Genomic DNA, 21067 nt, shown 5'->3' on the forward strand with positions numbered 1-21067 from the left:
GCCGCCCGCTGTGGCGCTGAGCGCCACGACCGTCTGCGCCGCCCGCTCCGGCGGCGCGAAGGGCAGGGCGCGCAGTGCCCAGGCGGCCGCAGCGAGCCAGAGGGCGAGGCCGGCGGCCATGCCCGCGGCGGCCAGCGCGGGCCGGAGCGCGTCCCGGCCCCAGGCCGGGCGCGCCTGCAGCATCCGGCTGAGCCGGATGCCATTGGTTGCCGCCGCCGCGGCATAGGCGGCGACGGCGGCAACGGCGGCGCCATGAATGCCCCAGAGGGGCATGAACAGCAGGTTGAGGCCAATCTTGACGGCCACCGCGACCAGCAGGCCGTAGACGGGCGTCCGTTCGGCCCCGAGCCCTTGCAGCACGGCGCCGGATACAATCTGCAGCACACCGAAGGCAGTGGTACAGGCGAGGATCGCCATTACCCCCGAGCCTGCAGCATCGCTGAAAAGCATTATGTTCATAGGCCGAGCGAGCAGCGCCAGACCGACTGAAGCCGCCAACCCGATCATCCAGCCGAGCCGGAGCACCGTGCCGGTCTGCCGCCGGATCGTCTCCCAGTCCCCGCGCAGCCGGGCTTCGTTCATCGCCGGGACGAGCGCCACCGACATCGTCGTGACGATCATCGACACAAGCTGCACGAGCGGCAGCCCGTGATTGTACAAGCCGAATTCGGCCATCGCCGCCGCTTCGCCCAGGCCGTCATGCTGCAACAGCCGCGGCATCGTGAACGTGTCGACGAGCGTGAGCAGCGGCAGCGCCACCGCGCCAAGCGACACGGGCAGCGCGAACGTCGCGAACCGCCGCAGCAGCGATGCCGTAGACTCGCGGTCAAGCTCCTGCGGCTGTGACGCGCCAGCCGCTGCCGACCGGGTTGCCGTATCGCACGCTTTCACGCGAATCGGCCCACCGGCCTCCGGCTCACTCGTCGCTCCACCGCTCAGCGACCGCTCCGCCTCCGACACCTCGCCGACCGGCTCGCTCACCGACCGATCCGCGCCTGCCGCCCCTCGCTCGCCCGCATCAGCGCCTCCGCCGCGCGCCGCGCGCACCCCAGCCCCAGCGCCCCCCCGCCGGTGCGCGCGCCAAAACCACCACGCCGCCGCCAGCGCGGCGACGCTCCCCGCCGTCGACCCGAAGGTCGCGCCGGCGGCAATCGCGGCGTCGGACGCTCCGCGGCCGACGAGCAAGAGCAACAGCGTCACCATGACGGCGACGCGCACGAACTGCTCGGCCACCTGCGACACGGCGGTAGGCACCATATCCTGCAGCCCTTGGAAATAGCCGCGCAGCACGGCCGTCAAGGGCATGAACAACATCGCGAAGGCGATGCTGCGAATCGCCCAAGCCGTCTGCGCATCGCCGATCCACCCGGCGATCGCCGGCGCTCCGAAATACAGCAGAGCAAAGCCGATCACTCCGCTCGCCGTCATCAAGCGGTTCGCGAGCCGGAACACCCGCTCCGCCTCCCGCTCCCGTCCGAGCGCCATCGCCTCGGACACGAACTTGGACACTGCGATCGGGATGCCGGCCGTCGCCAGCACAAGCATGAACGTATAGAGCGGATATACCGCATTGTAAATTCCGAAGACCCCATCCCCGGCTATGTTCTGCAGCGGAATTTTCTGAATCGTTCCGAGCACCTTGGAGATGACTGCAGCCGCCCCCAGAACGGCCGCTCCTTGCCATAGCCTGACGGACAGCTTCGCGCTCGGCAAGTTCCGATCGCGCATCCCGTCCCTCCTCCGCCAACCCTTTCCTGCTCGTCCCTATTATAGCGTGAAGTCGGCCAAAAACAAAAAAGCTTCCCGGAATCAGCGAGCCGCGCTCCACTGCCGGTAAGCTTCATAATTACATCAGCTGGTCTTATTGCTCCATCTGCTTGGCGAGGAAGCCGGCGGCCGTCTCGGCCATCTTCAGCTCCATCTGCCCCATCTTCACCCCGTCGTCCTTGTTGAGCAATATAACCGCTCCGATCGGATCCCCTCCGGCCACAATAGGCGCGATGACGAAGGAGCTGTAGCCCTCGCTCATTTCTTTCGCCAGGTCGTATTGCCCGCTGTTCGTCTCGAGCGTCGAGCGGCGATTCTCCATGCAGGACTCCACGCTTTGACCGATCTGCTTGTCCATGTACTCTTTCTTCGATCCCCCGGCTACGGCGATGAACGTATCGCGATCCGAGATGAGCGTGATATGGTTGGTGCTCTCATATAACGATTCGGCATATTCCTTGGCGAAGTCGCCCAGCTCGCCGATCGGCGAGTACTTCTTCAGGATGACCTCTCCGTCCCGGTCGACGAAAATTTCTAACGGGTCTCCCTCGCGAATCCGCAAGGTGCGCCGAATTTCTTTAGGAATAACGACCCGGCCCAAATCATCAATCCGACGAACGATTCCAGTTGCTTTCATATCTCTCTGCTGCCTCTCTTTCCAAGTGAAGGTTTCGATATGACGCTGATGTTGGTTCCCCACCGCCACACCGCTCGGGTGTGACCATCGGGCTGTATGGAAACTGGAGTTGAGTTTTGTTAACTGCCCATAGTATGTTACGGCTCCCATTTTCTTATACATACCCGATCCCCCGGTTGTTGAAGCAAAAAAGACGCCCGCACGGGCGTCTTCTCGATTGCTGCTTACTTCGCAGGCGATGCGCTAGGAGTCTCGGACGGAGTCGGAGTGGCCTTCAAATACTTGATGTCGTACGACGGCAGTTCCTTCTCCATGAAATCCGTAATTTGCGACTCGGCGACGACCGATTTCAGCTCGACCTTCAGCTCGTCGAACGTCTTCGTTTTGCGGGCATCCACTCTCATGACGTGGTAGCCGTATTCGGTCTCGATCGGATCACTGATCTTGTTGAGCGGCAGGTTGAGCGCGGCATTCTTGAAGTTATCGACCCATTGATTCGGATCGGCGTCTTCGTATTTCCCGCCGTTGTCCTTCGAGCCTGGATCGTCGGAATACTCCTTGGCCAGCGCAGCGAAATCGCCGCCTTTGTCCAGCTTGTCCTTCACTTCTTGAGCACGCTTGAGCGCATCTTCCTTCTTCCTAATGTCCTTGCCTGTCTCATCCTGCAGCATAACGAGGATGTGGCTGACCGTCGTTATTTCCAGCTCCTTGTTCTTCACCTTCTCCTCGTAGCTGGCCTTCATTTGGTCGTCGGTCACTTTCAGCTCGGCGGAAGACAGCACGGTCAAGCTCTGCAGCACGTAATCCTCAAGGTCCTTCTCCGTTACCTTGAGCTCCTTCAATTGCGTCTTCAAGGCGTCCTTGCCCTGCTGATTGAAATAGTCCTTGATTTGCGTCATTTGATCCTTCGTCTTCGTACCGGCATCCTTCTTCGCCGCCTCGTCGGCTCTCGCCCCGAGCAAACGGAACGCGACGAGCTGCTTCACCATATGCTCCTCGAACGCCGGGTCTCCTTCATATTGCGCGTACATCGGATAAAAGAACTTCGTGGCGCCGATATATTTATCGAATTCGGCTTGCGTTACTTTACCCCCGTCCTTATAAGTAGCGACCGCCGTTTTAGACCCCTTTTTGGCGCATCCGCCCAGTACCGTCATGGCGAGCACCAACGCGATCAAACCAAGCGCCAGTCTTCGCGCATATCGTTTATTGATTAGCAACATCCTGCAACTCTCCTTTAGGTTTAATGGCCTCGTTCAATTGTACCAAAAATCGTTCCACAAGATTCACGGCTTGCTCCGGCTTCAGCCCTCTGCACTTCACCTGTATGATGATTTGCGTACCAGGAATCAGCTTGATCCGGCCTTCGAATTGAGTGGAGATAGCGTGCAGCTTCTGGCCGTTCAGCTTGCCGTTTTCACGCGGATCGATTTTGAGCTCGATATCCTCCCCTTTTTGCACAATGGATTCCATGGCGAACTTGGCCCCGAACACTTTCAGTCTTGCAACGGTCAGCAGGCTCAGCACCGCCGCCGGCAAATTCCCGAACCGGTCTTCGATTTCCTCGTGCAGCTCCGACGCTTCGTCCAGCGTGCGGATATTGGCCACCTTTTTGTACAATTCAATTTTTTGCATGCTGTCGTAGATATAATCCGAAGGCAAGTAGGCGTCCAGGGTCAGGTCGATCTGCGTGCTGACGGATTTAACCTTCGCCGCCGGCTGCCCTGTCATTTCCGCCTTGCGCTTGGCAATTTCTTCTCCGAGCATTTGGGAGTACAAGTCAAAGCCTACCGAAGCGATGAACCCGTGCTGTTCCGCGCCGAGCAAGTTCCCCGCCCCGCGAATGGACAAGTCCCTCATCGCAATTTTAAACCCCGATCCTAGTTCTGTAAACTCTTTTATTGCCTGCAGCCGCTTCTCAGCTACTTCGGTAAGCACTTTATCGCGCTGATACGTAAAATAGGCGTAAGCGATCCGATTCGACCGTCCGACGCGGCCTCGCAGCTGATACAGCTGAGATAAACCCATCTTATCCGCATCATGGACAATGAGCGTATTCACGTTCGGAATGTCCACGCCCGTCTCGATAATGCTCGTGCTCACCAGCACGTCGTACTCCCCGTCGAGGAAGTCGAGAATGGTCCGCTCCAGCTCCTGCTCGGACATTTGCCCGTGCGCCACGCCGACCTTGGCATCCGGCACGAGCATGGAGATTTGCTCCGCCATTTGGTTGATACCCTGCACCCGATTGTACAGATAGTACACTTGGCCTTCCCGTGCCAGCTCCCGCTCGATCGCTTCCCGCGTGAGCGCGTTGCTGTGCTCGACCACGTACGTCTGCACGGGAAACCGGTTCTCCGGCGGCGTCTCGATGACGGACAAGTCCCGCACGCCCAGCATCGACATATGCAGCGTCCGCGGGATCGGAGTGGCGGTCAGCGTCAGCACGTCCACATTCGTCTTGAGCCGCTTCAGCTTCTCCTTGTGGGAGACGCCGAACCGCTGCTCCTCGTCCACGATCAGCAAGCCCAGATCTCTGAACACGATATCCTGCGACAGCAGGCGATGCGTGCCGATGACGACATCGATCGTCCCGGCCTTGATCCCCTTCATCGTCTCGCTCTGTTCCTTCTTGGAGCGGAATCGGCTTAATACGGAGATCTGGAACGGATAGCCGGAGAATCGCTCGCGGAACGTCTCGTAATGCTGCTGGGCCAAAATGGTGGTCGGTACGAGCACGGCCACTTGCTTGCCGTCGATCGCCGCCTTGAAGGCCGCCCGAATTGCCACCTCGGTCTTGCCGTAGCCAACGTCTCCGCAGAGCAGCCGATCCATCGGCCGAGGCTCCTCCATGTCCTTCTTGATCTCGGTAATCGCCCGGAGCTGGTCGATCGTTTCCTCGTAAGGGAACATGCCCTCGAATTCCTGCTGATACGGTGTATCCTGATTAAATCCGTAGCCGCTCGTCACTTGGCGCTCCGCGTACAGCTTGATCAGATCGTCGGCGATGTCCTCCACCGTCTTGCGCACCTTTGATTTGACCTTCGCCCAGTCGGAGCCGCCGAGCTTGTACACCTTCGGCTCCTTGTCCTCGGAGCCGACGTATTTCTGAATCAGGTCGATCTGCTCGATCGGCACGGACAGCTTGTCGCCGCCGGCGTACAGGACATGCATGTAGTCCTTGTGCATCCCGTTGATCTCGAGCGTGCCGATGCCCATATATTTGCCGATGCCGTGATTGACGTGCACGACGTAGTCGCCGACCTTGAGCTCGCTATAGCTCTTGATACGCTCGGCGTTGTCGAGCTTCTTGTCCACCTTGCGAACCTTGCGGTTTTTCTGCGTGAACATCTCGCCTTCGGTCACCACGACCAGCTTCACGGACGGGAGCTCAAAGCCCGATTGCAGGTTGCCGTTCACGACGTTCGGCTCTTCGATCTCGTAGTCGTGCAGCACCCGGCGCACCCGGTCGATCCGTTCCGTCCCGTTCGCCAGCACGATGACATGCGAGCCATTCTTCTTCCAGCGCTCCATCTCGGACTTCAGGACATTCATCTGCCCATGGAAGCTCTGCATGCCCCGGCACATGAAATTGACGATGTTCTGCGGCTGCGTCTGAGGCACTTGCCGCAAGAACAGCGACAAATACAGCGTAGGATAAGCGGTTCGGTGCAGCAGCGACTCATAAGATTTGGACAGGACGAACCCCGGCAGCGACTTGCCTTCTCCCAGCAGGCTCGTCATCCACTCCGCCTCGTCGCGGTCGAGCTGCTTGGCCGTCTCCAATAGCCTCGCCGGCTCATCGATGATCAGCACGGCGTCCTTCGCGATATAATTCATTAGCGTATGCCGCTCCGGATGGAGCAGCCCGATATATTTATAAATGCCCGGGAAATGCTGACCCTCGCGAAGCAGCTCGACGTCGCGCTGGATCTCCGTCCGGAGCTTCTCGCGCACCGCTCGGTCGGCCATCTTGCTCAGCTGCTCCTGCAGCAGCTCGTAGGCATGCTGCGCAGCATTCTGGAAGCGCTTACTATCGGCGATGATCTCTTGGCACGGCGTGATGTCCACCGAGCTGATCTTGTCGATCGACCGCTGATCCGCGACATCGAAGCTGCGAATCGAGTCGACTTCGACGTCGAACAGCTCTACCCGGAACGGAGTCTCCGCCGTCAGCGGGAACAGATCGAGAATGCCGCCCCGCACGCTCATCTGGCCTTTCGCCTCAACCCGTTCTACCCGTTCGTATCCGAGGGCGACGAGCTTCAGCAGCAACTGATCGAGCTCTACGGTATCGCCTACGGCCAGTGTCAGCCGGCTCTCGGCGAAGCTGCTCCCGGGCGGAAGCAGCTTGCGCACGCCGGCGAAAGGCGCGACGAGCACCCCGCGGAAGCCCTGCGACAGGCGGATCAACGCATCGATTCGCTGCGCCATCGTCTCGGGGCTGGCTGCCGCCGCCTCGGTCACAAGCAGCTCGTTGGCCGGATACAGCACCACCTGCTCGGGCGGGAGGCATTCCATCAAGTCCTCCGTAATTTTCTGCGCCGAGAACATGTTGTGGGTCACCACGAATAGAGGCCGGTCGAGCTGCTCGGCCAGCGCTGCGATCATCACTTGCCGGGACGAGCCCGACAAGCCGGAGATAAGCTGCTCCCGCATGCCGGACTCTACGCCCGACACGATCGTCTGAAAATCCAAATCCTCTGAAAAACTGCGAACTATACTATCCATGCTACTACTCCCCTTTACGAAAACCACCAAAAAGAAGACCAAGGCGAGCCCGCCTAGGTCTTGCTGTCCATCCTGCTCGGAGCCATGCTTACTGCAGCGGACTGCCGATCAGATTGAGCTCCGGATTCGCTGCCAGCGCCTGCGTGCAATAATCGCACGTTAGCTTCACCGTTACGTCGCCGCTATCATTGTTGTATGTAATTATATCGTTCCGTTCCTCGGGGGTCAAGAAATGGAACCCCAGTCGGTACTCGCTTACTTGCTCGTTGTCGATTCGGCCCATGCCGGACCCGCAATGACGACAAATGTAGTTTACTGTCATCCTATGCCCTCCTCTTCCTTCCTATGCATCCGCCGCTATCAGCTAGTATGGACAGGAATGTACGGTTTTAGCCCGGAAGAGGCGAGGCGCCGCTAGGATTTATTGAATTTGGCCATCGTCTTGTCGAAGGCGTTGGCCAGCGAGAACTCCATCGCTTCGAATGTCGACGTCAAGATCGGCGGCAGCTCCTTCTCCTCCTCCTTGCGGAAGCTGGAGAGGACGTAATCCGCAATCACATGGCCGGGGGCCGGGCGCGAAATGCCGATGCGAATCCGGTTGAACACTTGCGTATTGGTGTGCTGGATGATCGAGCGGATGCCGTTATGTCCTCCCGGACTGCCTTGCATGCGGAGCCTTAGCTGCCCGAACGGGGTGTCCAGATCGTCGTACAGCACGATCCCGTCCTCCAGATCCGCTTTGTAGAAATCAAGGAAAGCCCGGACCGTTTCCCCGGACAAATTCATATACGTCATCGGCTTGAGCAGGAACACTTTCTCGCCGCGCACATTGCCTTCGCCCACGAGCGCCTTGAACTTCGCTTGCGTCACGGAGATGCCCCATGCCTTTGCAGCTTCGTCGATCGCCATAAACCCGACATTATGTCGCGTCTTGGCGTATTGCGTACCGGGGTTTCCGAGTCCAACGAACCATTTCATTAAAAATTCCTCCAAAAATGTTTGCAGCCATGCAACAATCTGAAGCTTTCAATTGTCTTAGCTACACATAGGATATCATTTTTCCGTAAGCGCAGGTGGATATATGTATACCAACGGTCAGGTCATCACGGATGACCGACATTTTCAAGACCATATCGAGCATGGAGTTCCCATCCAAATCTATTTGTCTGCTTTTCACAAGGACATCGGTATTGTCGAACGGTATACGGCTAAGTTTATTAAGGTGAACAATATTTATTATAGCCGGGATTATTTTACCTTCGTCTCCCGACCGGGGTATTGAGTTGATTGTACGTCAAAAGGGCTGCGTTTCCAAGCGGAACGCAGCCCTTTTTTGCGTTTATGCGATTAACCCGAAACCGGCTCCTGCAACTTCACGTCGCTATTCGCCACCGGCTCCGACTCTTTGTCGTCCACCGTCTCCTCCACGTCCGCTTTCTGCGGCACCAGGATCGTCACGATCACGGCATGCGGGTCGGTCTTCAGTTCGACGCCTTCCGGCAACGGCAGATCGCCCGCCAGCAAGCTGTCGCCGGTTCCCATGGCGCTGATATCCACCTTGAGCGAGCCCGGCAGCTTGTTCGGCAAGCAGCGAATCTCCACTTCATGCAGCAGCGCCGTCAGCACGCCGCCTTCGCGTACGCCAGGAGAGTCGCCATCCAGTTCAAGCGCCACCTTGGCATGCACCGGTTCGTTCATATTAATCTGATGGAAGTCGACGTGCAAGACGCTCCGGCTCAGCTTGTGGCGATGCAGATCGCCTACCATGACCGGCTGATCCCCTTGACCGGGAACCTTCATCGTAATGACGCCATTGTGATGGCCGCGGAGCAGCTGGTTTAAGTCCTTCTCGTCGACCGATATCGGAACGCTGCCGATCGCCTTGCCGTATACGACGGCCGGGACACGCCCCTCCGCTCTCATCTGCTTCAGCTCGGCGCGCGTCACGTCCATTCGACGGGCGGCCGCAGTCAATTGTTTGTCCATGCGATTATCCTCCTTCGACATCAGGCACTCCCTGTTACTTTACCCAATGGAAAGAGGATCGAATCACTTCGACTCCTGTTTTTTTGCTTTGATCGCCTTGAACCGCTGGCGCAGCTTGTCGGCATAGCCCGGTTTGTTCGTCTGACGCTCGCGAGCGATCGCCAGGTCGCCTGCCGGCACTTCATGGGTGATTGTCGAGCCCGCTACGACGTAGGCTCCTTCGCCGATCCGGACCGGAGCGATCAAGTTGACGTTGCTGCCGACGAAGGCGTCGTCGCAAATCTCGGTGATGTTCTTGTTGTAGCCGTCATAGTTGACCGTGATGGCGCCGCAGCCGATATTGACGTTTTTGCCGACGACGGCGTCTCCGACGTAGCTCAAATGGGACACCTTCGTACCGTCGCCCAGCTCGGCGTTCTTGATCTCGACGAAGTCGCCGATTTTCACCTGATTGCCGATGCGGGATCCAGGACGGAGATAAGCAAACGGCCCGATCGCCGTTTCCTCGCCTACCGTCGCGTCCGTCAGCACCGAATGCTGGACGGTCGTTCCGTTCCGCACCACGGTATTCGTCATATCGGCATGCGGACCGATCATGCAGTCTTCTCCGATCACGGTAACGCCGCGCAGGAATGTGCCGGGGTAAACCACCGTGTCCGCCCCAATCTGTACTTCCTTCTCGATATACGTGTTCGAGGGATCTATGATCGTCACGCCATTCAGCATATGCCGGCGGTTGATGCGGCCGCGCATGACCCGCTCCGCTTCGGAGAGCTGGACGCGGTCATTGATGCCCATCCCCTCCGTGGCATCCGCCGTGCAGTAACCGAGCACCTTGTCCCCTTGCTCCGCCAAAATGCCGAACACGTCGGTCAGTAAATATTCCCGCTGCGCGTTGTCGTTCTTCAGCTGCTTCAGCGCCTGGAACAGCTTGTGCTTGTCGAAGCAGCCGATGCCGGTATTGATCTCCCGGATCCATTGCTGCTCCGGCGTGCAGTCCTTCTGCTCCACGATCGCCGTCACGAGTCCGTCCGCGTTGCGGACGATACGCCCGTAGCCGAACGGCTGATCAACCATCGCCGTCAGCACCGAGGCGCTCGCGCCGCTCTCGATGTGCTGCCGAATCATCGCGCCGAGCGAGTCGGCGCTGATAAGCGGCGTGTCGCCCGTCGTGATCAGCGCGATGCCGTCCTCGCCCTCGAGCAGCGCCTCCGCCTGCATCGCGGCGTGCCCCGTGCCGAGCTGCTCCGCCTGCATCGCATATTCCGCTCGGTCGCCTAGGTACGCTTTCACCGTCTCCGCTCCATGGCCGACGATGACCACCTTACGATCCGCGTTCACTTCATCCAGCACATCCACGACATGTCCGACCAGCGGCTTGCCGCATACCGGATGCATCACTTTATATAGTTTCGATTTCATTCGTTTGCCTTGTCCTGCAGCCAGTACAATCCCCAGAATACGCAACGTCCATTCCCCTCCGCGTAGGCCGACCGTTCCTTGCGCCGGCTTAGTTCATCTCTGACTATATCCCAATTCGGGCAAAAAGAAAAGAGAGCCTCGGAGGCTCTCTTAAGCGCGAAATATGGAATTTATGCTCCTTCTTCAATCATCTCTTCTTCGTTCGAGACTTTCTCGTATTCGGCCAAGACCGCTACTTGAATTTTCTCGCGCGTAGTGGAAGAGATAGGGTGAGCTATATCCCGGAACTCTCCGTCCGGCGTTCGCTTGCTAGGCATAGCGACGAACATTCCATTATTGCCGTCGATGACTCGGATGTCGTGCACCACGAATTCATTGTCGATTGTTATGGAAGCAATCGCTTTCATTCTGCCTTCGGAATTAACCCGGCGAAGTCGTACATCAGTAATTTGCAATGTGTTCACCACCTTTACCTTATGCAAGACTTGGGATAGTACTTCCACATTGCAAATCGAATTCCTCCTAGTTTTTACCGGGAAAACGCCGATTTAATAAACTTTTTTTTATTTTTCAACAATTTCGACAGGTTTCGTAGCGATTAGTTCAATTTCGACAAGCACATCCTTCGGAAGCCTTGCCACTTCTACGGTTGAGCGCGCCGGCTTATGGTCGCCGAAGTAGCTCGCATAGATCTCATTGACGGTTGCAAACTGCCCCATATCCTTCAAAAAAACAGTAGCTTTGAGCACGCTCTGGAAAGAAGCGCCACCCGCCTCGAGGACAGCGGCCAAGTTGCGGAACACTTGATGCGTCTGTTCGGCAATGCCGCCCTCTACCAATTGGCCTTCCGCAGTGAGCGGAATTTGGCCGGAAGTGAAGATCAAGCTGCCGAAGCCGATCGCCTGCGAATAAGGTCCGATTGCGGCCGGCGCTTGCTCGGAACGAATCAGCTGAATGGATGGTTGCGTCATGACTCTGTCCCTCTTTCATCGAAATAATTGCCCGGCACGACCGAAATTTGTTTTGTCTTCGGGTCGGCGGCCGTTAGCTTGGCTACGGATATATAATCTTCGATCAGATGCTCGTCCACCTCGGCGGATTCGATCAAGACGCCTACGCCCTCCACGGACGCCTTGAATTCGCGCAGCAAATCGATCATGCCTTGAATCGTCCCGCCTGCACGCATGAAATCGTCGATGATGAGCACTTTGGCCTGCTCGCGAAGCGCCCGGCGGCCCAAGGTCATCGTCTGGATCCGCTTCGTGGAGCCGGAGACGTAGTTGATGCTCACGGCGGAGCCCTCGGTCACCCGGTTGTCGCGGCGCACGATGACGACCGGCAGGTTCAGGAACGTAGCCGTCGCATAGGCAAGCGGAATGCCCTTCGTCTCCACGGTCATCACGACGTCGAGCTCCTTGTGCGCGAACGCCGTCGCGAACAGGCGGCCGACCTCGTTGATCAGCTGGGGCTGCGCCAGAATGTCGCTCATGTACAAGTAGCCGCCCGGCAGCAGACGGTCCGGCTGCTCCAGCACCGAACGGATCTCTTCCAGGATGTGCATCGAGGCCGCCTTCGGCACCTTCGGCGTAAACTTCACGCCGCCCGCTGCGCCGGCCAGCGTATGCAGATCGCCCAGCCCTTCTTCCTCAAACACTTCTTTAATGATCGCAAGATCCTCGCTGATGGAAGACTTCGCCGAGCCGTATCGTTCCGCAAATGTGGTCAGAGGAATCAAAGAATGGGGGCGGTATAGCAGATATTGCGTCATTTCCACAAGCCTTGCGCTTCGTTTGAGCTTTTTCATGCGATACCCCTCATTTATTCCGAATATTATACTGAAAATATACCACGAATATACGGGTTCAAGCAACTGACAGCGCTCCCAAACGAATAGGCGGCCTCTCAGCAGCCGCGCGGGTCAGGAGAGCATACGAACCGCGTAGACGTCTTTGCAGAACCCTCGCAGTCCGTTATAAAGGCGAGCCACCTTCGACTCCTTCGCCACCAGTCCGAACACGGTCGGTCCGCTGCCGGACATGAGCACGCCGTCCGCGCCTAGCCGTAGCATGCACTCCTTGATCTGCCTCACTTCCGGATACAGCCGCACGGTCACATCCTCCAGCACATTGCCCATCGCTTGGCACATCTCGTAGAACTGCTGGTGTTCGATCGCTCTCCGCATGCGCGGCACCGATGGGTGACGGGAAATCGCCTTGGCGTTCAGCTTGCCATAGATTTCTTGCGTGGACACGTGAATCGGCGGCTTGGCCAGCACGACCCAGCATTGCGGCGGGGTGGCGATCGGCTCCAGCTTCTCCCCGCGTCCTCGCGCGATCGCCGTTCCCCCGGTTACGCAGAAGGGCACGTCCGACCCGAGCTCGGCGCCGAGCGTCTGCAGCTCCTCTGTCGGGATATTCAGCTTCCATAGCCGGTTCAGCCCGCGCAGCGCCGCAGCCGCATCGCTGCTGCCTCCGGCCAGGCCGGCCGCTACCGGAATTCGTTTGTCCAAATGTATGTAGACGCCGGTCCGCACGTTATACCGGTCCTTGATCAGCTTGGCCGCTTGAAAGGCGAGGTTCTTCTCGTCGAGCGGGATGTAGCCTGCCTGGCTGGAGATGATGATCGTATCGCGGGGCAATTCGGTCATCTCGAGCCGGTCCGCCAAATCCACCATCGTCATGATCATCTCGACTTCGTGATAGCCGTCCTCACGCTTATGCAGCACGTCCAGGAGCAGATTGATTTTAGCCGATGCTTTCTCGTAAATCTTCATAAGGCCACCTTCTTTTCCTTGCTGTAGAGCAGGCACAATAACTCCCCACATTATAGCAGAGGGCAAAAAGAAAAGCTAAAGCGATTGTCGCTTTAGCTTTCCCGGAACTGCCTATGCCTAAGGCTGATGCCAGCCGCCTCCGGCCAACCGCTGCTCGGCGATCTCGATCGCCCGCTTGACCATATTGCCCGCGTCCTTCGCCTTGATGCCGCCCCAGCCTTCCTGCTGGATGGTCTGGTAAAAGCCCAGGTCCTTGGCCAGCTCGTTCTTGAATTGCTCGGACATGACGCCTCTTCTTCTGCGACTCATCGGAACCCCTCCTTAACGGAATTAGTTGTAGTATGAGAAAAAACAAAAACGGCAAACCTCGTCTGCCGTTGGAAATTGTTGCCGTATGCACCGTCAGCGCGAACTTCCATGGCTCGACTGTCCGGGTATTAATGTTGAATATAGGTGATGCGTACTTGTCCCTCGTCCTGGCAAACCATAACCTCGACCGACTCGGTAAGAATATCCGCATAGCTGTAGGAAACGCGTTTGAAAGCATGCTGCTCTTGGTCCAGCTTCACAATAAAAACGGAAGGGTAGGTTTCTTCCAACACACCTGTTCTCTCGATGGTCTTGCGTCGACCGCCGTTGGCTCGTAGCATGATCTTTTGGCCAACGTGAGCTTCGAGGCTCCGTTTGATTTCCAACAGCGCATTTTTAGCCATTGCGTACTACCACCTCTTTCCTTTTTTATTATACCCCATCCTGGACAACCATGTCAAATTTAAGCCAAATATTATATCAATGAAATAAAGTTATTGTCAACGCCTTTATTACGGGCATTCTTAGGAAATCGAGCCTATTTTCCGACGTTATAATTCACACAATGTTCAAAAAATATGCGCGATTCACAAAAAATTGTTTCGATTCGACACGATGCAGGTGGGAAGAGAGGGTTGTCCGACAAGGTACGACGGCGGATGCCGGGGGAAAATATTTATCCTCGTGTGTAAGAAAAGTTGGTTTAGAGCGCCTCCTCTGTGGTAATGATATGTAACTCTCAAAATGAACCCTAAGCACATAAAAATGTCTCTGCAAGTGGGTGAATTCGGGCTGGAACACCAATCACGCTGTGCAGGTGCCAAGCAGTCCGACAAAATCGGACTAGAGCGTATAAGCCTTCTCATGCGCTCGACTGCAGCACAGAACCGGGCATCGAAGGTCATCTGTTTATCCACAACTCTGCACCGTCTATAGTTTCCTATACAACAAAAAAAGCGCCGTTCAGGCGCCGTTAGTGGCAGATGGTTCATTCCAGTACCTTTAAGCATTCACCGTCTGGTTTTGTGCCTGCTGTTGTGTCGACGGGATCGTTCCGCCGCCGCTGCCTGCAGCGTTCTGCGGCTTCGCCAATCCGCCCGGCTTCATGCGAGGCAGGCCGATCCGGTAGCTGCCACGGGTTTCAATGCCGCCCACGCCTTGAATCCCGCTGATCGTATTGTTAATGACATCGATGACGTCGACCGTCTCCTTCACGGACGTGAACGCGCTTTTGATCGCGATGCACGAAGGATCCAGAGCGTGTATGAGCACGCGCCCCGGGGAGCTCGCAAAATTCGCTCCGGCCTGAAGCAGCGCTTCGAAATGCGACTGGCACGCCCCTGCGATGACCGTCAAACCATCGAAATTTTTCTCATAGTCTCTCGCGATTTTGACCGCCTTCACGAAATGATGCGAATGCTTGTAGCTGCTCAAATTGCTGATGTCCTGCTCCTTCAGGTTCTTCAGAATGCCGTCGTGTCCGGTCACCACCACAATGTTCGGGCGAACCTGCGGCAGCAGCCGGTACAGCGCCTGCGGCATATCGCTCTCCGTCACGAAGAACCCTTCTGCGGGCACGCGAAACTCGCTGTACAGCATCATGCTCTTGCGCAAATAGTTGGCGTCCCCGTCCAGATGAAGCACTTTGCCAGGCATTTCGAAGAAGGTGTGCTCGTGGGGAGAGGCGGCCTGCGCCGTCCACTGCGCCTGATTCCGCTCTCTCTGCCATGTCCGGTACCGCTGGAGCTCCCGCAGCGACTCGTTCACTTTCAACTGCGATTGCACCTGCACCGCCGGCCTCGTCTCCGTTACCCGCTGCAGGTCGGTTACCGGAGAATCGGCCAGCAACCGGAAATCGACCCCTGTGATGACGGCTCGGCTCTGTTCCATTTGTTGAATTTTGAAGATCACATCGCCGCCATAGGATTTTCGCACGACCAAGTCGCCTAGCTTCATTGTGCTTCCCCTCCTCCGACTATCCTATGGCGATGCTGGGCGAATGGTGAAGGGACGGGGCCAAGGGAACGCACGAAAAAGACGCCGGACACCCTTAAAGCCGGAATGGCTTCTGGGGAACCGACGTCCGGGATCGTTCAAGAGGAGCGGTTCGCTTCCGCCAGAGCCCGGCTCAGACGGGCAAACTCCTCGAGGCTGAGCGTTTCTCCACGACGGGATGGATCAATGCCCGCCGCAGCCAGAGCGGCCTCTACTCCGGTTCGACGGTCCTTGCCGCAGAAGGCGAGCAGATTGTTCGAGATCGTCTTGCGCCGCTGCACGAAACAAGCCTGAATGACTTCGAACAGGTACCCTTCGTCGTCCGTCTCTACAGGCGGCTTGTCCCGCAGGCGCAAACGAATGACGGCGGACTCCACATTCGGCGGCGGCACGAACACTGTAGGCGGCACGATCTTCACGATCTCCGGCACACAGTAGTATTGCACGGCAATGCTCAAGCTGCCGTACGCCTTCGTGCCGGGTTTGGCCGACATGCGCTCGGCAACCTCGCGCTGGATCATCACCACGATGTTCTCGAGCGGCAGCTTCTCCTCGAGCAGCTTCATGATAATCGGCGTCGTCACGTAATAAGGCAGATTGGCCACGACGCTCACAGCCGAGCACTCTGTAAAATATCGGTCCCACAGGTCCCGCAGGTTCGTCTTCAGCACGTCCCCGTGCACGACATTCGCATTCGGGTAAGGCGCCATCGTGTCCGATAGGATCGGAATGAGCCGCTGATCGATCTCGACGGCAACTACAGCGCCGGCCGCCTCCGCCAAATGCTGCGTGAGCGCGCCGATGCCCGGCCCGATCTCGAGCGCGCCTTTGGAGGCGTCCAGCTCCGCCGCCGATACAATATGATGCAAAATATTTTGATCGGTCAGAAAGTTTTGTCCCAAGCTTTTTTTGAGCACCAGCCCGTGCGCCTTGATGACTGCCTTCGTGACCTTGGGGTTGGATACTTTATCGGTCGCCGCCAGCTTCGTCTCGGCGCGGTTATCGGTTGTCATGGTTCGTTTCACGATCCTTTACGGTTAGTTCCCGGCACGCTTCCTCAAACTCGGCCTTCGTAATCCGGAACATGGCGCAGCGTTTCAAGAACTGCTTGCCGTTGCAGCAGCCAATGCCGAGCCGCTCCCCGACGAGGAGCCGTCTACCGGCGGCGTCCGGATGTACCAGGAGGCCGGCTACCATCAGATCGGCTTGCGTCACGCCTGGAGCCGCCGCATCCTCGGCACCACCGACATAATCCGTCTTAACGTTCGCCAACGCCTCCCGAATCGCTTCGTCGGACGCGTTCTCGACGCCGATGTCGCCGCGTCTGGAAGCCGCCTCCCGCGTCAGGAACGCGTGCTTGCAGCCCGGCACATGGGCCTTAATGATGTTGCGAATGCGTTCACCGGCGTGATCCGGGTCCGTGAACACGATGACGCCGCGACGCTCCTGGGCGAGCGCGATTTTCTTCAATACCGAAGCGTCAATGGCGGAGCCTCCCGTCTCAATCGTCTCCGCCAGCACCGCCCGCCGGATCGCAACCGTATCGTCCCGGCCCTCCACCACTATGATTTCTTTAATCACGGCGACACTCGTCCCTTCCCGTCCCTCTGGCCCAAAAACGAAAAGAAGAGGCCGATGTCCTCCTCTTCTTGCTATTAGCCGCTATTCATCACTATACCCGAATTGCCGGGCACTCATCAAATCCGGCTTAGTTGGTAGCCGGTTTGTCTTTGCCGATAATATACACCTTGTATCCGCGCTTCATGCCAAAACGCTTGGCGTAGTCCAAATTCTCGAAATAAATATCGATCAAGTTGCCCTTCACGCCGCTGCCGATGTCTTCCGCGCGACGAAGTCCGATACCCTCGATATAGACCCACCATCCGATCGGAATTACCTTCGGGTCGACGGCGATCGTACGGCCTTCGGTCACTCTGGTGCCCGAGTAAGTAAGCCCGTAAGCCGGATGATCCGGAGATTTGCCGGTGGAAGAGGCGTCAATCGAATAAGCGGTCAGGGATACATTATTCAAGATTTGTTTGTACGCAAACGTCACGCCCGACTTGGTCACCTCGTCGATGTTCGGCGAGGAGGCGGACAGCACAACTACCGGATTTTTCGTGCCTAGCGCAACCACACGGTTCACGCTCTCTTCGGCAACCTTCATATCGACCACGTTCTCGGAGACGAGAACGCCGTCTTCATACACCTTCTCGATCTTCTTCGCCAATATGCCCTCTCTGCCTTCGGCGACGACCTGCTCCTTGCCCTTCAGCAAGTTCGCATCGTTCTGCTGGACGGTATCGAACGGAATCGATTCCGTCTGATCCTCGAGCGTCTTCATCACGCGGACAATCTGAATCGGATCGTGCCTGAACAGGCTGGATCCCAGGGCCGGCGACACTTTATCGAGCTCGCCTACAGGGACGTTCAAATCTTCGAGCGCAGCCGCCACGGTTCGGGCGATCGTATAATACGTCTCGGTCTTCCCGTCAGCCGTCAGCTGGAACGGAATGGCGCGGTCGATCACGACCGAATCGCCGTTCTGAAGCTTCGCATCGAGCGGCAGCGACAAGCGGTCGTGCGGCTTTACATCAAGCGCCAGTTCATGCAGCAAATCCTGAAGCACCCATTGCTTCGTGGATACTACGGTTTCTTGCCCGTCTATGACGACGGAGATACTCTTGGTCGCCGTGCCGTGCAGCAGCACGAGGAACATGAGGCACATCGCCGTCGCGAAGACGGCAACGCCTGTAATCAAACGCAAATTTTCACGCTTCCATCGCAACGCGAAGGTCATGCTGGATGATCGCTGTACATGGGGTTCTCCTTGGTGAATAGATCCCACTTCTTCGGTCCTCCTTAAGCCCCGCCGTCAGGTGTTACGCATGATCGGATATGACGTGACTATTGGTTTTGGTGAAGCTGCATCCGCTGTAGCCGGGTTGGACTACAACCGGACGAACAAAATAAAAAGCCCAGAAGAGGAACTCTTCTCGGCTGTGCAATCCATGCTAATGTAAAGACAAGCATAGGCGCCCGACAAAGTGCCTCTCTCTTCACGCTTACGAGGTTAGCTGCCGGATTCGGACGCGAGAGTCGCCCTATTCGGAACTGAGAAGACCGATCGTTCTTCCCCTCCGAAATTCACCCCATTGTACCTCTTGTGGTTCCCCCGTTTTTCATTTCTGAAAACTCAGCGATTGGAAATTGATAGCAATATGAAGTTAAGGTATTATGAAGGTTAGTTTACGATGTTCCTTCAAAGCTGTAAAGTGAACGAAGGTCACAAAAAGCGCCGAATCCGGACATTTTGTGGTGTACATCACAGTTTTTAATCGCATTCACTCCCTCTAGCTCCGCCGGACGCTTGTTTTCGTGAAATTTGTGTTGAACAACTAAAAAAATAGGCCATAGTGGACTTGAAAATTGTAGAATTGATAGGAAATGAGCACTATTTTTGTAGGAGGGACCTAGGTGGCGAAGCCGATTGTCCATGTGGAAGGCCTCGACGGAGGGTATTTTATTGGAAAGCCGATCCTGCACAACTTGACTTTTTCCGTCTTGCCGGGCGAAATGGTCGGTCTGATCGGGTTGAACGGGGCAGGCAAGAGCACAACGATCAAACATTTGCTCGGTCTCCTCCAGCCGCAACGCGGATCCGTCCGAATCGGCGATCGCCAGCCGCTGCGCGGGGAGCAAGAATTCCGCTCGCAGCTGGCGTACGTACCGGAATCGCCGGAGCTGTATCAGGAGCTGACGATCCGCGAGCATCTGCGATTGACGGGGATGGTGTACAAGCTGGAGGAAACGGAGTGCAATCGACGCATCGACGCGCTCGGCTCCCGATTCCAGATGACGGAGAAGCTGGACAGCTTTCCGCAGCATTTGTCGAAAGGCATGAAACAGAAAGTGATGATCATGTGCGCCTTTCTCGTTCAGCCGCCGCTCTATATTATCGACGAACCGTTCCTGGGGCTTGATCCGCTCAGCATGCGCTCGCTGCTCGAGCTGATGGTGGCGCAGAAGCGGGACGGGGCGGGGTTGCTCGTCAGCTCGCATATTTTGTCGACGATCGAGAAATATTGCGACCGCTATATCGTGCTTCACAAGGGGCGGACGCTGGCGCTCGGCACACTGGAGCAATTGCGGGAACAAGCGGGGACGACGCGGAGCGCCGGGCTGGAGGATGTGTTCTTCGCACTGATCGGGGAGGGCGTCCGATGAACGTGCCCGGCCACTTGTGGAGGCAGCGGTACAAGGCGCATCTGCAGCTCGTGTCACGCTACACGCGGGACATGGGGCGAAGCGGCTTTTTCAACTTCCTGCTGTTCGGCGTCATCGCCTTGGCATTCTTCTATTCCAACGCGATGGACGAGCTGCCGGCCGACTTTCCTTATACGCTCTTCCTGACAGGGCTGCTGCTCGGTCCGATCGCGGTCAGTCCGGTCCGCACGCTGCTGCGGGAGGCGGATACCGTGTTCCTGCTGCCACTGGAGGGCTCGATGGCCGGCTATTTCCGCACTGCGTTCCGGTATAGCTTCATCGGGCAAGCGGTGCTCGTCGCGATAGCGGTGAGCCTGCTCTTCCCGCTGTACCGGCACGGCTTCGGCGAGGAGGCGCAGCCGTTCCTGAGCGTCTTGTTTGTAGCGCTGGCACTGAAATTCGCTAACCAGCTCGGCAACTGGAAGGAAGCCTCGCTCACCCAGCCGGGGCTGCGACAGCTGCTGTTCGCCGTAAGATGGATCGGCACCGCCTTTACCCTAGTCGCGCTTTGGCAATGGGGATTTGTTGCAGCCGCCGTTGCTTTCCTCCTGCTGTTCGCCGTGCTGACGCTCGTTCATCGCCGAGCTTCCTCCTATCCGGTGCACTGGACCGAGCTGCTCGCCCGGGAGAAGCGGCATCAAGCGGTGTTCTTCCTGTTCTTCAGCTGGTTCACCGACGTGGACGAGCTGCCTACCCCGGTGCGCCGGCGGCGCTGGCTCAGTTGGGCGACGCGGCGCGTGAGGTTCCGGTCGGACCGCAGCTATTTTTACTTGTACGCTCTCAGTCTTATCCGATCCGAGCTGACGGGCATCGTGCTCCGGCTGCTCGTGATCGCTTGCGTGCTGCTCGCGACCAGCACGGACCCGTATGCGGCCGCGGCGATCTATATCGGCGCCGCGCTGATGATTCAAGTGCAGCTCTCGGCGCTGCGCGAGGCCCATGCCCACGCCGTCATGCCGGCGTTGTACCCGCTGCCTGCCGCCACGCGCCTGCACGCGGCGGCCGCCGTGGCCTTCCGCGCGCAGCTCGTCGCGCTGGCGGCCCTGACCGCGGCGCTCCTGCTCGGCAGCGCGCCGCACCCGCTGTGGCTGCCGCTGCTGCCGGCAGCCGCCCTCGCCGCCGCCGCGTGGATGCGGCGGCGCATGCGCCGCGCGCGCGACTAGCCGCATCCAGCGGCTCCC

The 21067-nt window shown here is 57.8% G+C and carries 21 protein-coding genes and 1 riboswitch; of the genes, 3 read left to right on the forward strand and 18 right to left on the reverse strand.

What is annotated here, in order from left to right; genetic code table 11:
• From PKO02S_RS26910 to pth, 6 genes are all read right to left on the reverse strand, one after another.
• A partial coding sequence (locus PKO02S_RS26910) for a polysaccharide biosynthesis protein (protein ID WP_164821712.1) occupies positions 1-1728 on the reverse strand: 1728 nt, incomplete at its 3' end.
• Between the two features lie 133 nt (positions 1729-1861).
• Positions 1862-2404 (reverse strand): stage V sporulation protein T, encoded by a 543-nt coding sequence (gene spoVT, locus PKO02S_RS26915; protein WP_127588064.1) that lies wholly within the window; start codon positions 2402-2404, stop codon positions 1862-1864.
• 224 nt (positions 2405-2628) lie between these two features.
• Complete coding sequence (locus tag PKO02S_RS26920) at positions 2629-3627, reverse strand: peptidylprolyl isomerase (protein ID WP_127588066.1); 999 nt, start codon at positions 3625-3627, stop codon at positions 2629-2631.
• Positions 3611-7135, reverse strand: coding sequence for a transcription-repair coupling factor (gene mfd / locus PKO02S_RS26925; protein ID WP_127588068.1), 3525 nt, complete (start codon positions 7133-7135; stop codon positions 3611-3613). Before mfd ends, PKO02S_RS26920 begins: the two co-directional genes overlap by 17 nt.
• 88 nt (positions 7136-7223) lie before the next feature.
• On the reverse strand, positions 7224-7457 hold the full coding sequence (fin, locus tag PKO02S_RS26930) for an anti-sigma-F factor Fin (protein WP_127588070.1): 234 nt from the start codon (positions 7455-7457) through the stop codon (positions 7224-7226).
• Between the two features lie 92 nt (positions 7458-7549).
• Positions 7550-8113: an aminoacyl-tRNA hydrolase gene (gene pth, locus PKO02S_RS26935; RefSeq protein ID WP_127588072.1), complete on the reverse strand. Its 564-nt coding sequence runs from the start codon at positions 8111-8113 to the stop codon at positions 7550-7552.
• Positions 8114-8216: 103 nt separating this feature from the next.
• Here pth and PKO02S_RS26940 point away from each other — a divergent pair, with 103 nt between their 5' ends.
• The gene (locus PKO02S_RS26940) at positions 8217-8417 is read left to right on the forward strand and encodes a hypothetical protein (RefSeq protein WP_127588074.1); all 201 of its coding nucleotides are present in this window, start codon (positions 8217-8219) and stop codon (positions 8415-8417) included.
• A gap of 65 nt (positions 8418-8482) precedes the next feature.
• Here the strand turns inward: PKO02S_RS26940 and PKO02S_RS26945 are convergent, their stop codons facing one another.
• From PKO02S_RS26945 to PKO02S_RS27000, 12 genes are all read right to left on the reverse strand, one after another.
• Positions 8483-9121, reverse strand: a complete 639-nt coding sequence (locus PKO02S_RS26945; RefSeq protein ID WP_164821713.1) for a 50S ribosomal protein L25 — start codon at positions 9119-9121, stop codon at positions 8483-8485.
• Positions 9122-9184: 63 nt separating this feature from the next.
• A complete protein-coding gene (gene glmU / locus PKO02S_RS26950; RefSeq protein ID WP_127588078.1) occupies positions 9185-10588 on the reverse strand; it encodes a bifunctional UDP-N-acetylglucosamine diphosphorylase/glucosamine-1-phosphate N-acetyltransferase GlmU in 1404 nt (467 codons plus the stop codon).
• 125 nt (positions 10589-10713) lie between these two features.
• Positions 10714-10998 (reverse strand): septation regulator SpoVG, encoded by a 285-nt coding sequence (spoVG, locus tag PKO02S_RS26955; protein ID WP_127588081.1) that lies wholly within the window; start codon positions 10996-10998, stop codon positions 10714-10716.
• Positions 10999-11106: 108 nt separating this feature from the next.
• A complete protein-coding gene (locus tag PKO02S_RS26960; protein WP_127588083.1) occupies positions 11107-11514 on the reverse strand; it encodes a RidA family protein in 408 nt (135 codons plus the stop codon).
• Positions 11511-12347, reverse strand: a complete 837-nt coding sequence (gene purR, locus PKO02S_RS26965; protein ID WP_127588085.1) for a pur operon repressor — start codon at positions 12345-12347, stop codon at positions 11511-11513. Before purR ends, PKO02S_RS26960 begins: the two co-directional genes overlap by 4 nt.
• A gap of 114 nt (positions 12348-12461) precedes the next feature.
• Positions 12462-13316 carry a 4-(cytidine 5'-diphospho)-2-C-methyl-D-erythritol kinase gene (gene ispE / locus PKO02S_RS26970; RefSeq protein WP_127588087.1) on the reverse strand — a complete coding sequence of 285 codons (855 nt, stop codon included), beginning with the start codon at positions 13314-13316 and terminating at the stop codon, positions 12462-12464.
• 117 nt (positions 13317-13433) lie between these two features.
• On the reverse strand, positions 13434-13625 hold the full coding sequence (locus PKO02S_RS26975; RefSeq protein ID WP_127588089.1) for a small, acid-soluble spore protein, alpha/beta type: 192 nt from the start codon (positions 13623-13625) through the stop codon (positions 13434-13436).
• A gap of 128 nt (positions 13626-13753) precedes the next feature.
• Positions 13754-14029, reverse strand: a complete 276-nt coding sequence (gene veg / locus PKO02S_RS26980) for a biofilm formation stimulator Veg (RefSeq protein ID WP_127588091.1) — start codon at positions 14027-14029, stop codon at positions 13754-13756.
• Between the two features lie 598 nt (positions 14030-14627).
• A complete protein-coding gene (yabG, locus tag PKO02S_RS26985) occupies positions 14628-15581 on the reverse strand; it encodes a sporulation peptidase YabG (protein WP_127588093.1) in 954 nt (317 codons plus the stop codon).
• A 137-nt stretch (positions 15582-15718) separates the two neighbouring features.
• On the reverse strand, positions 15719-16633 hold the full coding sequence (gene rsmA, locus PKO02S_RS26990; RefSeq protein WP_127588095.1) for a 16S rRNA (adenine(1518)-N(6)/adenine(1519)-N(6))-dimethyltransferase RsmA: 915 nt from the start codon (positions 16631-16633) through the stop codon (positions 15719-15721).
• Positions 16620-17201 (reverse strand): ribonuclease M5, encoded by a 582-nt coding sequence (gene rnmV, locus PKO02S_RS26995; protein ID WP_127588097.1) that lies wholly within the window; start codon positions 17199-17201, stop codon positions 16620-16622. The genes rsmA and rnmV overlap by 14 nt, the downstream gene beginning before the upstream one ends.
• Before the next feature lie 127 nt (positions 17202-17328).
• On the reverse strand, positions 17329-18468 hold the full coding sequence (locus PKO02S_RS27000; RefSeq protein ID WP_127588099.1) for a resuscitation-promoting factor: 1140 nt from the start codon (positions 18466-18468) through the stop codon (positions 17329-17331).
• A 198-nt stretch (positions 18469-18666) separates the two neighbouring features.
• A riboswitch (cyclic di-AMP (ydaO/yuaA leader) is annotated at positions 18667-18832 on the reverse strand.
• A 265-nt stretch (positions 18833-19097) separates the two neighbouring features.
• Here PKO02S_RS27000 and PKO02S_RS27005 point away from each other — a divergent pair.
• A complete protein-coding gene (locus tag PKO02S_RS27005) occupies positions 19098-19847 on the forward strand; it encodes an ABC transporter ATP-binding protein (protein WP_127588101.1) in 750 nt (249 codons plus the stop codon).
• Positions 19844-21049 (forward strand): ABC transporter permease, encoded by a 1206-nt coding sequence (locus PKO02S_RS27010; protein ID WP_127588103.1) that lies wholly within the window; start codon positions 19844-19846, stop codon positions 21047-21049. Before PKO02S_RS27005 ends, PKO02S_RS27010 begins: the two co-directional genes overlap by 4 nt.
• Positions 21050-21067 lie beyond the last annotated feature (18 nt).

It is taken from the genome of Paenibacillus koleovorans NBRC 103111 (genome assembly GCF_004000845.1).
Taxonomy (GTDB): domain Bacteria; phylum Bacillota; class Bacilli; order Paenibacillales; family NBRC-103111; genus Paenibacillus_AA; species Paenibacillus_AA koleovorans.

Coding starts and splice junctions, on each gene's coding strand:
- spoVT (WP_127588064.1), bottom strand. CDS start 2,404: ATGAAAGCAACTGGAATCGTTCGTCGGATTGATGATTTGGGCCGGGTC.
- fin (WP_127588070.1), bottom strand. CDS start 7,457: ATGACAGTAAACTACATTTGTCGTCATTGCGGGTCCGGCATGGGCCGA.
- PKO02S_RS26960 (WP_127588083.1), bottom strand. CDS start 11,514: ATGACGCAACCATCCATTCAGCTGATTCGTTCCGAGCAAGCGCCGGCC.
- purR (WP_127588085.1), bottom strand. CDS start 12,347: ATGAAAAAGCTCAAACGAAGCGCAAGGCTTGTGGAAATGACGCAATAT.
- PKO02S_RS26920 (WP_127588066.1), bottom strand. CDS start 3,627: ATGTTGCTAATCAATAAACGATATGCGCGAAGACTGGCGCTTGGTTTG.
- veg (WP_127588091.1), bottom strand. CDS start 14,029: ATGGCTAAAAATGCGCTGTTGGAAATCAAACGGAGCCTCGAAGCTCAC.
- PKO02S_RS26945 (WP_164821713.1), bottom strand. CDS start 9,121: ATGGACAAACAATTGACTGCGGCCGCCCGTCGAATGGACGTGACGCGC.
- pth (WP_127588072.1), bottom strand. CDS start 8,113: ATGAAATGGTTCGTTGGACTCGGAAACCCCGGTACGCAATACGCCAAG.
- PKO02S_RS26975 (WP_127588089.1), bottom strand. CDS start 13,625: ATGAGTCGCAGAAGAAGAGGCGTCATGTCCGAGCAATTCAAGAACGAG.
- PKO02S_RS26940 (WP_127588074.1), top strand. CDS start 8,217: ATGTATACCAACGGTCAGGTCATCACGGATGACCGACATTTTCAAGAC.
- rsmA (WP_127588095.1), bottom strand. CDS start 16,633: ATGACAACCGATAACCGCGCCGAGACGAAGCTGGCGGCGACCGATAAA.
- ispE (WP_127588087.1), bottom strand. CDS start 13,316: ATGAAGATTTACGAGAAAGCATCGGCTAAAATCAATCTGCTCCTGGAC.
- yabG (WP_127588093.1), bottom strand. CDS start 15,581: ATGAAGCTAGGCGACTTGGTCGTGCGAAAATCCTATGGCGGCGATGTG.
- PKO02S_RS27010 (WP_127588103.1), top strand. CDS start 19,844: ATGAACGTGCCCGGCCACTTGTGGAGGCAGCGGTACAAGGCGCATCTG.
- mfd (WP_127588068.1), bottom strand. CDS start 7,135: ATGGATAGTATAGTTCGCAGTTTTTCAGAGGATTTGGATTTTCAGACG.